This is a genomic window from Shewanella sp. 1180_01, from assembly GCF_052850535.1.
The window spans coordinates 1-12,591 of the sequence record NZ_VXCT01000027.1; the positions used below are offsets into that span (position 1 = coordinate 1).

Genomic DNA, 12,591 nt, shown 5'->3' on the forward strand with positions numbered 1-12,591 from the left:
ATTATGTGTGACCCAATGCGGATTGTTTTATCTTGTATCTAAGGCAGTGTGAAAGGCTGAGCCCTAGGCGCTCCGTCCCGGCGGGTTTTAATGCACTTTATGCTGTGTTGGTTATTTTTAACTTAGCCCACTAGGTCCGCAAATAACCGCAATCGCCATGGATGGCGTGAATGCCATTTATGCCGGAGCAATAAAGGGCCTTGCCTAAAGTGCGTTACCATTCCGTTAACATCAGCCGCTGAATCCTGCATCTTCAGATTGTTTGGGTATAGATATGCGCGCCCCTCTTGACTTTATTCCTGTCGCTCCCTAGTCTGCTTGTTCAGTAATCAAGGTGGTATGCGATGGAAATAACTTACAATTTAAAACCTGCGTCCGAGCGCCGTACTGAGCAATTCAAGCCCGAGGGGAATGTGGGCTTTGGTAGCCTCAGAACCGATCATATGTTTTTGATGGATTATCATGACGGACAATGGTGCGATCCGCGCATCGTTCCTTATGGTCCATTTGAAATGGCACCGGGTGCAATGGCGTTGCATTATGGCCAGTCGATCTTCGAAGGCGTGAAAGCCTTTATGCACGAAGACGGTGAGATTTATACTTTCCGCATTAATAAGAATGCCGAGCGGATGAATCGCTCCGCCGATATCGTCTGTATTCCTAATATCGATGAACAAGTACAGATGGATGCGATCAATGCGTTGATCGATGTCGATCGCCTGTGGTTCCCGATGCAAGAAGGTGCGTGTCTGTATATTCGCCCCTTTATTTTTGCGACCGAAGACCGTCTCTCTGTTAGCCCAAGCACGCGTTATACCTTCTGTGTGGTATTAAGCCCAAGTGGTGCTTATTACGCAGCGGGCGTGAACAAAGGCATACGCTTACTGATCAGCAAAACTTTCCATCGCGCGGTATCGGGCGGCACTGGCGCCTCAAAAGCGGCGGGTAACTATGCGGCGTCGTTGCGTGCGGGTAAAGCCGCGGCAGCCTTTGGTGCATCGCAAGTGTTATATCTCGACTCGACCAATCAACAGATTGAAGAAGCGGGTGCGATGAACCATTTCCACATCTTAAAAGATGGCACTGTGATCATTCCGACCTTCACCGATACCATTCTTAAGTCGATCACCTCGCAATCCATCATGGAATTGGGTGAGATGCTTGGTTGTGAAGTGCGCCAAGAGACTGTCATGCTTGATCAATTTATCGCCGATATCGAATCTGGTGAAATTATCGAGGCGGGTGGTTTTGGTACAGCAGCTGTGGTTTCAGCTGTGGGTTCCTACATTTTTGAAGATGGCCACATAGTCACTGTCGGTAATGGTGAAGTGGGCGAGCATGTTCAGCGCATCTACAAACTGTATACCGAAATCCAAAAGGGCCACATTCAAGGTCCTGAAGGCTGGGTTAAGCGTGTTGAACGTGGATGTTGTGGTGATGATTAAAGGCTCCTAGGAGCCTTTTTTATTGGCTGATTTTGACGATGACATTTGTAGGCTTCGCCTCAAATCAAATCAAATCGGCTGTGGCTTAGATTGATTTTTGAGCAAAGTTAAAAAATCCGCGGCACTTAAGGGTTTACTGAGTAAGAAACCTTGTACTTGATCGCAACCCTGCATCGCCAAGAAGTTGAGTTGTTCTTGGGTCTCTGCGCCTTCGGCGACAACGTTGAGGTCTAAACTGTGGGCGAGTGCGATAATGGCGCTGGTGATGGCCGCATCGTCGGGATCGTTGGTGATATCTCTGACGAACTCTCGATCAATTTTCAGCGTGTCTATCGGGAAGCGTTTGAGATAACTTAGGCTCGAATAACCCGTCCCAAAATCATCCACCGCTATGGTCAAGCCTAGGGCTTTGAGTTTAGATAAAATGCTGACAGACTCCTGCGGATTGCCCATGATCATCGACTCTGTCAGTTCAAGCTCAAGGGATTGTGCCGGGAGACCTGATACTGCCAAGGCAACTTCTATAGTGGAGATAATATCGGCCTTAAGTTGGCGAGCCGATAGGTTAACGGCGACTGTGATACCGTTGAATCCTAAGCTGTTCCATTCGGCTAATTGCTGGCAGGCTTGATTGATCACCCAATGACCAATTTGAGTGATGATGCCGGTTTCTTCCGCCAGCGGAATAAACTCGACGGGGGAAATGGGGCCAAGTTCAGTGTGATGCCAACGTAAAAGTGCTTCTATTCCAGTGAGTGAACCATCCTTTAAACAGAACTTAGGCTGATAAACTAAGCTCAATTCGTTGCGCTGAATCGCCTCTTTTAGCCCACTTTCGAGTTGCACATGGCGAGTGGCAATTTCATTTAACTTAGAAGTATAAAACTGGAAGTTATTTCTACCTGAGGATTTCGCGTGGTACATGGCAGTATCGGCAAATTTAATCAGCGAGTCGGCGTTGTCGGCATCGTTTGGATAGAGACTGATGCCGATGGAGGTCGAAATGGTCAGCGTTTTATCGTCCAATAAGAAGGGCGTTTGGAATGCTCTGAGTACTTTCTCTGAGATCAAAGTGGCGGCTTTGGTTTTCGCCACCCCTTCTAAAATAATGGTAAATTCATCACCGCCTAGGCGTGCGACCGTATCGCCATCGCGCACTGCATTTTGCAGTCTTCTAGCTACGGCTTTGAGCAGTAAATCGCCGACATGATGCCCCATGGAGTCGTTGATATGTTTAAAGCGGTCAAGATCTAAAAACAGTAAGGCGACGATATTGTTCGCCCTATGCGCTTGGGTTATCGCGTGATTGAGCCTGTCTTGGAATAAGGTTCGGTTTGGCAGGCCCGTTAAGGTGTCGAAACTGGCGAGGAAACGCAGATCTTCTTCGGCTTTTTTCCGCTGTGTGATGTCGGTAAATACCGCGACGAAGTGACTGGTTTCACCTTTAATATCGATAACTTGGTTGATCTCAAGCCAGACTAAAATCGCCTGCCGTTGTTTATTGCGGATCCACAGTTCCCCGACCCAATGTTTATGGCGCAGTAGCTGTTGTTCAATGGTATTGAACAATTCACGCTGTTGGCGCCCAAAGGCTAAATGAATGAAATGCCTGTCGGTGATTTGGCGCTCTGTGTAGCCAGTAATGGCACAAAAGGCAGGGTTAACCGAGCGAATGCGATAGTCTAGGCCCGCAACGACAACCGCTTCATTCATACTGTTGAGCACTTGCGAGGACAATACCAGCTCGTTCTCAATCAGTTTACGAGAGGTGATATTACGATTAGTCCCTGTCATGCGGATTGGGTTATCTAGGCTATCTTTTTCAACCACTTTGCCACGGTCTAAAATCCACACCCAATTACCCGGTGAGCGTTCGACACGGTACTCGGCTTCGAAGAAAGGCGAGCGGCCTTGAAGGTGCTCGTTTAGCTCAAGTTTGAATCTCTCTCTGTCTTCAGAGTGCATGCTCTCATGGGCAATATTGCTGCTGTTCCAATGGGGAATCGAAGAGTCCATATTGGTACGATAGACTTGGTTTTCGGGTATGTTCCAGTCCCACATGCCATCGCCAGACGCCCAAAGTGCCAGCTTTAGCCGCTCCTCTGAGGCGCGGATACTGGTTTCAAATTCACGTTGTTGTTGGCGTTTGTTCCTACGCCAGATAATAGTCCAAGCCAGCAGCCCTAAAGTCAGTAAGCTGTAAAGTACATAGGCGAACTGAGAGCGATAGAAGGGGGCTTGCACATTCAGATCGACAAGCAGCGCATAGGCACCTTCTGAGTTATATTGCAGCCCATGACGAACATGTAATCGGTAATGGCCAGGATTGATGTTAGTGAAGGTGATTTCATTGCCTGTGGGTAGCTCATGCCATCTGTTATCAAACCCTTCGAGATAATAGCTGAAACGGTTTCTACCCGTGTAGCTGAAATCCAATGAGGTCACCTCAAAACTGATTAGCTGATCGCTATAGTCCATCACTATGCTAGGGGGGCGGCTTAAATCGAGAATCATATGGCCTTTTCCCGCAATGCTATAGCCAGTGAGCGCGACTTTAACATCGGGTCGTTGATCTGGAATCGACTCTGGATTGAAACGATTGATGCCATTAATGCCACCAAACCAAAGATCACCATCGCTGTCCTGGAGTTTTACGCCGCCGTTAAACTCCAGTGCCTGCAATCCTTCCTGTTCGTTGAATATGATGACGCGATTGGTTTTAGGGTCAAGTTTGCCTATGCCGGCATTGCTGCTAAACCAAATATTATGTTCTTGGTCCTCAAGTAAGGCGTAAATGGTATCGCTTGGTAATCCCTGCTCGCGGGTGTAATGAGTAAAGCCTGCATCGGCATCTTGTGAGGGTAACTTACTGATCCCGCCATGGGTGGCGAACCACACCTCACCCGCCTGAGTCACCAAAATATCGCGGACACGGTTGTTAATTAGACTTTTTTTATCTGAGGATTGGTGGAAGTAAGATTTACCTATGCCCGTTTTCATATCCAGTTTCAGCAGGCCATCGAGTGTGCCTATCCAAAGCGTATCTTTGTGCGCTCTTAGGATTAAAAACTGGTTTTGTGCCGGATGGAAATTATCAATATGTGCCAATGAGATAAAAGTAAATTCATCGGTATCGATAGCCTTGCGATAGAGGGCGTGGGTCGTTGCGACCCAGAGATGGCCTTGATCATCAATTTCTAAACTTCGGATGTAATTGGCTTCAGAGCCTTGGTCTGTACTTGCTGAGACCTTGAGTAATTGGAAATCTCCCTCTGGCGATAGTCGACCAAGTCCATAGTTAGTGGCAAACCAGAGCACGCCCGCTTTGTCTTGGGCAATATCTCGCAGGGTGAGGTTTAAATTGCGTTGATGCACCCCTAAGGCGTTAGCAAATCGCTCCGTATAGTGCTCATATTTACCGTTAGCTAACATGCGCTTAAGCCCTGCGCCTTCAGTGCCTATCCAGAGGGCATCATCTTTGCTGCGGAATAAGGTGCGAATATTGTTGCTCTGTTGCGACAGCTCCGTGGTGTATTCGAAAATATGCTGAAAATACTGGCGACGGGTATTAATTTTATCTAATCCCGAATAACTGGCGCCTAGCCATAAGTTGCCAAAGGGATCTTGTAGTACACTCAGTATGTTATTTTCACTGATACTGTTAGTGCGCTTAGAATCATACCTATGGTAGGTCGCAGTGAATGTTTTATCGTTTCTCTCGAGTTGAATGAGACCCGCTTCAGGCCCGACGACCCAAAAATCACCCTGTTCGGTTTGGATAAAATCCTTAATGTAAGGCACGTTATCGTCAGTCTGCCAGAGGATTTCGCCCTGCTGCGAGGCCAAGTTGTAGTGCCATAGTTGTCCACCTAGGGCTAAAGTGATCGAGTAGGCTGAGTTCGCTTTAATTTGATAGGCAGTAACATTTTGCGGCACGTTTAAGCGAGTGATGGTATTTGCACTGACGGCAAAGGTGCCGCTATCTTGGGTACCTGCCAGCAGGTAAGTGTTTTCAACATTGGCTAAGCTAGTGATATAGGGCTCGACGCTATTACCTAAACTCACTTGGGTAATGCGTTTGGTTTTGGTCGACAGGGAAAATAGTCCTGCTTTAGTGCCAATCCAGAGTGTATTACCCACTATGCTGAGTTTGGTGGTGCGGGGATCGGTCAGACCTTGTTCTTGGCCAAAGTGCTCAAAGGTCCCTGTACTCAAATCGAGTCGATTAACCCCTTGGCTGAATGTGGAAACCCAAATGTAGCCTTCGGAATCTTGGATAATGTCAGAGACATAACTTTCTGAAATACTGCTAGGATCGTTGGGGGAATGGGTAAAAATGGTGAAGTCATGACCGTTGTAGGCATGCAAACCATCTTGAGTACCAATCCACAACATGCCAGCACTGTCCATAAACAGGCTGGTAATCGTATTCTGGTTGAGACCATCTTCACTGCGAATATGTTCAAATTTAAGCTGCGTGAAAGCCGCGCTCAATGGTTGAGCTAATCCATTGCACGAGATCCCCCACAAACTTAGGATACAAAGCGCGCCTAGCACTAGCTTGTGGATTAGTTGACTCAAATTTTCCCCTACCAAAAAACGGACCCATCCTGATTAGGTTTCTATTTAGTTTAGTTCTTAGCCTAGACCTTAAATGCCATTTTATTGTAAAAACTTTAGCTTAAATTGCTGACTTGGTTTAAAAACAACCAAAATCGATGGGCGCGATTCAGTCATCGATCACGCGATAGCTCAAATATGCTGTTTTAGTGTCTTTGTGCTGGTTATGATGAGCTTTTTTTCTCGTGTTTAAGCTTAAGAATCTTAGCACTGTTTAAGATAGGCCAACATATGATGCTGCGACAAATGCAGCGAAAAGCAGTGCGCAGAGTCACTAAAATCATGAAGGGGAATAGAAAAAGACCTTGCCGGAAGGGGGAGAAGCAAGGTCTTTGGTTGAACTGTTTTAGCGTTTAGATGGCAGGGTTAAACTTGCATTGACTCAGTTACGTCCATAGCCAAGGTCAAGATCCAAATATGCTTGTGTATTTATGATCCGCTCACGCTCTGCAAACGACACCATCTGCTCGGCAATACTGCCACTGTCACCTTGCTCGAGAATGGTGCGTAAGGTGTGCTGACAAGCATGGATAGTCGCTCGCTGTAAGTCTGAGGGAATAATAATGAACTTGTATCCCAATGCTTGCAGTCTGTCCTTCGACACCAGCGGTGTTTTACCACTGTGGAACATATTGATGAGCTTAGGCTGCTTAATATGCTTAGCGATCAATTCAATTTGCTCAATGGTTTCGGGCGCTTCGACAAAAATCACGTCGGCACCCGCTGCTAAATACGCATGTGAGCGTTCCATTGCAGCATCGAATCCTTCAACGGCAATCGCATCAGTGCGAGCAATTAAGGTAAAATCTGGGTCAGTTTGGCTATTCTTGGCAACACGGATTTTGTGCACCATTTCTTGGGTACTCACCAAAGATTTATCATTCAGATGGCCGCAGCGCTTTGGAAAGGTTTGATCTTCCAAGTGCAATGCTGCGACACCCGCTCGCTCAAAGGCTTTTACTGTGCGACTCACGTTGATGGCATTACCAAACCCAGTATCCGCATCCGCTATGATGGGCACTTGGGTCACTTCGACCATTTGCTCGAGTCGATGCAGCACTTCGCTAAAGCTCAGCATGCCTATATCGGGGAAACCACAACTTCTCGCAATCGCGCCGCCACTGGCATAAATCAGCTTAAAACCCGTTTGTTCAGCTAAACGTGCGGTCATACCATCGTAAACGCCTGGGGCGACGTGAATATCGCTACCACTGAGCATTTGTCGTAATGCCGTTGTTTTTTTCATTTGAATCCTCTTCCTTGCGCGCCTTTAGCTATTGAATCTAAAACCAGATAAACGATCAGAAACACTCGCTCGGTACTCGCACAAAACCTTCCATTAGCACGCGGGCACTGCGGCTCATAATGGCTTTAACAACTGTCCATTCGCCGTTAACCATTGACGCCTCAGCCCCAACACGCAGCGTGCCAGAGGGATGACCAAAGCGCACCGCATCTATTTTGTCCTTAGTGTCGCCGCTAGCGGCTAAGTTAACTAAGGTGCCGGGGATCGCTGCTGCTGTGCCAATTGCCACTGCAGCTGTGCCCATCATGGCGTGGTGCAGTTTACCCATCGACAGCGCGCGCACGAGCAAGTCGATATCATCGGTATTGACGGGCTTGCCGCTCGATGACACATAGGCTTTGGGTTTAGCAACAAAGGCGACCTTGGGCGTATGTTGGCGCGTAATCGCTTCATCTATATGCGAAATCAAGCCCATACGCACAGCGCCATAGGCGCGAATTGTTTCAAATTTAGCCAGTGCCGCCGTGTCGCTGTTAATATCATCCTGCAGCTCAGTGCCTGTGTAGCCTAAGTCCTCAGCATTGATAAAAATGGTGGGAATGCCAGCGTTAATCATAGTGGCCTTAAAGCTGCCAATACCCGGCACTTCTAGCACATCAACAACATTGCCCGTCGGGAACATGCTGCTACCCCCTCCGTTAGAATGGGCATCTTCGTCAGCAGCCGGATTCATAAATTCGATTTGCACTTCGGCGGCGGGAAAGGTCACACCATCGAGCTCAAAATCCCCTGTTTCTTGCACTTCACCTTTAGTGATGGGCACATGGGCGATAATGGTTTTGCCTATGTTGGCTTGCCAAATACGCACAGTGCAGATGCCATTTTGTGGAATGCGGGCCGTATCAATTAAGCCATTGCTGATGGCAAAGGCGCCGACGGCGGCGGTTAAGTTGCCGCAGTTACCACTCCAATCGACAAAGGGTTTATCGATGGCCACTTGGCCGAACAGGTAATCGACATCGTGATCGGTTTGGGTGCTAGGGGAGAGGATCACGGTTTTACTGGTGCTTGAGGTGGCGCCGCCCATGCCATCGATTTGTTTGCCGTAAGCGTCTGGGCTGCCAATCACTCGCAGCAGTAGCGCATCACGGGCAGGGCCAGCAACTTGTGCGGCTTTAGGTAAATCCTGCAGACGGAAAAACACGCCTTTACTGGTGCCGCCGCGCATATAGGTCGCAGCAACTTTGATTTGTGGCGCGTGGGTTGTTGAAGCATTCATTGATTGACTCCAAAAGGACTCCCAATGGAATCCAAATGAGCGCCAGTAGCTTAATTGGGGAAGTTATTGGCGCTCGGTTTAGCTAGCTTATCTTTAGCTGATATTCGCGTTTTACTTGAGCCGAGCCTTGATTCAAGACTCGGCTCAAACAAGGTTCGATTTAAGCCTGATTCGATTCGAGAAAGTCCTGCGCGAAGCGTTGTAATACGCCGCCCGCTTCGTAGATTGAGACTTCTTCGGCGGTATCGAGACGACAGGTTACTGGCACTTCGATGCGCTCACCGTTTTTACGGGTGATGACGACGGTCAAATCTGCTCGTGGCGCTGGCGTGCCGAGGACATCGAACACTTCGGTGCCGTCGATGGCGTAAGTCGCGCGGTTGTCGCCGGCTTTAAATTCCAGCGGCAGCACGCCCATACCCACTAAGTTAGTGCGATGAATGCGCTCGAAACCTTCGGCAACAATGGCCTCAACGCCCGCTAAACGCACGCCTTTGGCTGCCCAGTCGCGGGACGAACCTTGGCCGTAGTCTGCGCCCGCTATGATGATCAGTGGCTGCTTACGTTCCATATAGGTTTCAATCGCTTCCCACATGCGGGTCACTTGGCCTTCGGGCTCGATACGCGTCAGTGAGCCTTGTTGCACTTTACCGTCAATAATTGCCATCTCGTTTTTAAGTTTAGGATTGGCAAAGGTTGCGCGCTGGGCAGTTAAGTGATCGCCCCTGTGGGTGGCGTAGGAGTTAAAGTCTTCCTCCGGCAAGCCCATCTTGTGCAGGTATTCGCCCGCGGCGCTGTCGAGCATAATGGCGTTCGACGGCGATAAATGGTCGGTGGTGATGTTGTCACCCAGCACCGCTAGTGGCCGCATGCCCTTGAGTGCGCGTTCACCCGCCAATGCGCCTTCCCAGTAAGGTGGGCGACGAATATAAGTAGATTGCGGGCGCCAATCGTACAGCGGACTAATTTGCTCGCCGTAATCGACGGCTAAATCGAACATAGGCTCGTACACTTTGCGGAACTGCTCAGGTTTAACACTGGTCGCAATCACGGCATCGATTTCTTCATCCGATGGCCAAATGTCGATAAGTTTGACTGGTTTACCATCATGATCTAATCCCAGCACATCCTTTTCGATATCGAAACGTATGGTGCCGGCAATTGCGTAGGCGACGACCAATGGCGGCGATGCTAAGAAGGCTTGTTTAGCATAGGGATGAATACGGCCATCAAAGTTGCGGTTACCCGATAATACAGCGGTGGCGTACAAGTCGCGGTCGATCACTTCTTTTTGAATCACAGGATCCAGCGCGCCGCTCATGCCGTTACATGTCGTGCAGGCAAAACCAACAATGCCAAAACCGAGCTGTTCAAGCTCTGGTAATAGCTTGGCTTCTTCCAAATACAACTGCACCGCTTTTGAGCCGGGGGCCAGTGAGGTTTTGACCCAAGGTTTACGAGTTAAGCCTTTGGCGTTGGCGTTGCGGGCAATCAGACCCGCGGCAATCACGTTGCGTGGGTTGCTGGTGTTGGTACAGCTAGTGATGGCGGCGATGATCACAGCGCCATCTGGCATTAAGCCGGGTTCGTTTTCGACCACACCGCTAATGCCGCGCTGAGCCAATTCTGATGTTGGCACCCGTGCATGTGGGTTTGATGGTCCTGCAATGGTGCGCACCACCGAAGATAAATCAAAATGCAGTACGCGTGGATATTCGGCCTGTTTTAAGTCATCGCTCCACAAACCTGCAGTTTTTGCATAGGTTTCAACCAGTTTGACTTGCTCGGCTTCGCGGCCGGTTAAGGTCAAATAATCCAGCGTTTGTTGATCGATATAGAACATGGCTGCGGTGGCGCCAAATTCAGGCGTCATGTTCGAAATGGTGGCGCGATCGCCCAGTGTCAGCGCTGCGGCGCCTTCGCCGAAGAACTCTAAGTAAGAAGACACAACTTTTTGTGCGCGTAAAAACTCGGTCAGCGCCAGTACGATATCGGTCGCTGTGATGCCAGCTTGCGGCCTGCCCGTGAGCTCTACACCGATAATGTCCGGCAGACGCATATAAGATGCGCGTCCCAGCATCACGCTTTCGGCTTCTAGCCCGCCGACACCAATGGCGATAACGCCCAGAGCATCAACGTGTGGCGTGTGGCTGTCGGTGCCAACTAAAGTGTCGGGGAAGGCCACGCCATTGCGAGCATGCACCACAGGGGACATACGCTCTAAGTTAATTTGGTGCATGATGCCGTTACCCTGAGGGATAACATCAATGTTTTTAAAGGCTTTTTGCGTCCAATCAATAAAGTGGAATCTGTCTTCGTTGCGTCTGTCTTCGATGGCGCGGTTTTTAGCAAAGGCGTCTTTATCGAAACCGCCAAATTCGACAGCGAGTGAGTGATCGACAATTAATTGAGTTGGCACCACTGGGTTCACTTTAGCTGGGTCGCCCCCTTTCGCCGCAATCGCATCACGCAGACCCGCAAGGTCAACTAAGGCGGTTTGGCCTAAAATGTCGTGGCACACCACACGGGCAGGAAACCAAGGGAAATCGAGTTCTTGCTTAGATTCGATAATCTGTTTTAGCGATGCGGTTAAGTCCGCAGGCGCGCAGCGGCGGACTAAGTTTTCAGCTAAAACGCGCGAGGTATAAGGCAGCTTGGCGTAGCTGCCTGGCTCAATGGCTTCCACGGCTTCGCGGGTATCGAAGTAATCGAGTTTGGTGCCGGGTAAGGGCTTGCGATATTGGGTGTTCATAACAGTGCTCATAACATCATCCATTTCGGAAAATGAAGTCGGCGCGAGCATCACGTTGAGTGAAATCTCGCGCCAAGTGTGGTCAGTTTTGCTTAACGGTTAGCAATTGGCACCACTTTACGGGGGGCAACGCCTACATAATCGGCACTTGGGCGGATGATGCGGTTGTTAGAGCGTTGCTCCATTACGTGCGCCGCCCAGCCTGTGACGCGTGAACACACGAAGATTGGCGTGAACAACTTAGTCGGAATATCCATGTAGTGGTATGCGCTGGCGTGGAAAAAATCAGCATTACAGAAGAGTTTTTTCTGTTCCCACATCAGGGCTTCACAGGCAACCGATACGCGGTATAGACGGTCGTCACCGTTGGCGGCAGCCAGTTTTTCTGACCATTCTTTGATGATGGCATTACGTGGATCGCTATCGCGGTAAATCGCGTGGCCAAAGCCCATGATCTTATCTTTACGCTCCAGTTTACCCATTAAGATGTTGCGCGCATCGGCTTCATCTTTCATGTCTTGGATCAGTTCCATCGCCGCTTCGTTCGCGCCGCCATGCAGCGGGCCGCGCAGTGAACCAATGGCGCCAGTGACGCATGAATGCATGTCTGACAGAGTCGAAGCACAGACGCGAGCGGTAAAGGTTGATGCGTTAAATTCATGTTCTGCATAAAGAATTAACGATACGTCCATTACTTTAGCATGCAGTGCCGACGGCGCTTTACCATGTAATAAGTGCAGGAAGTGTGCGCCAATTTGATCGTCATCGGTTTCAGTGTCGATACGCACGCCATCGTGACTAAAGCGATACCAGTAACAGATGATCGATGGGAACGCAGCCAATAGGCGGTCGGTGATTTCACTCTGTTCGCTAAAGTTGTGCTCGGCTTCTAAATTGCCCAGCATAGAGCAACCAGTACGCATCACATCCATAGGATGAGTTTCGGCAGGAATGCGCTCTAACACTTCTTTTAAGGCTTGCGGCAGACCGCGAAGGCCTTTGAGTTTGGTTTTGTAGGCATCAAGCTGGGCTTGAGTGGGCAACTCGCCGTAAAGAATGAGATAGGCGACTTCTTCGAAGGTGGCGTTTTCACCGAGATCTTTCACATCATAACCGCGGTACGTGAGGCCCGAGCCTGACACGCCCACTGTGCTTAATGCGGTTTCGCCTGCGCTTTGGCCACGTAGTCCTGCGCCGCTTAGTTTTTTAGCTTCTGACATAATCCTTCCCTTCCGTTAACTCTGTGTGG

6 protein-coding genes are annotated in these 12,591 nt (G+C 49.4%); 1 reads left to right on the plus strand and 5 read right to left on the minus strand.

The window, feature by feature from the left end; all coding sequences use genetic code 11:
- The first annotated feature begins 344 nt into the window (after positions 1-344).
- A complete protein-coding gene (locus FW758_RS14350) occupies positions 345-1,445 on the plus strand; it encodes a branched-chain amino acid aminotransferase (RefSeq protein WP_446445742.1) in 1,101 nt (366 codons plus the stop codon).
- Positions 1,446-1,514: 69 nt separating this feature from the next.
- Here the strand turns inward: FW758_RS14350 and FW758_RS14355 are convergent, their stop codons facing one another.
- The 5 genes from FW758_RS14355 to prpC all read right to left on the minus strand — a co-directional run bounded on the left by FW758_RS14355 (position 1,515) and on the right by prpC (position 12,562).
- On the minus strand, positions 1,515-6,041 hold the full coding sequence (locus tag FW758_RS14355; RefSeq protein ID WP_446445743.1) for an EAL domain-containing protein: 4,527 nt from the start codon (positions 6,039-6,041) through the stop codon (positions 1,515-1,517).
- Between the two features lie 406 nt (positions 6,042-6,447).
- Entirely contained in the window at positions 6,448-7,311 is an 864-nt protein-coding gene (locus tag FW758_RS14360; RefSeq protein WP_446445744.1) for an isocitrate lyase/PEP mutase family protein, read from the minus strand.
- Positions 7,312-7,366: 55 nt separating this feature from the next.
- Positions 7,367-8,590, minus strand: a complete 1,224-nt coding sequence (prpF, locus tag FW758_RS14365) for a 2-methylaconitate cis-trans isomerase PrpF (RefSeq protein WP_446445745.1) — start codon at positions 8,588-8,590, stop codon at positions 7,367-7,369.
- A 160-nt stretch (positions 8,591-8,750) separates the two neighbouring features.
- On the minus strand, positions 8,751-11,354 hold the full coding sequence (acnD, locus tag FW758_RS14370; protein WP_446445746.1) for a Fe/S-dependent 2-methylisocitrate dehydratase AcnD: 2,604 nt from the start codon (positions 11,352-11,354) through the stop codon (positions 8,751-8,753).
- 80 nt (positions 11,355-11,434) lie between these two features.
- Entirely contained in the window at positions 11,435-12,562 is a 1,128-nt protein-coding gene (gene prpC / locus FW758_RS14375; RefSeq protein WP_446445747.1) for a bifunctional 2-methylcitrate synthase/citrate synthase, read from the minus strand.
- Positions 12,563-12,591: the final 29 nt, after the last annotated feature.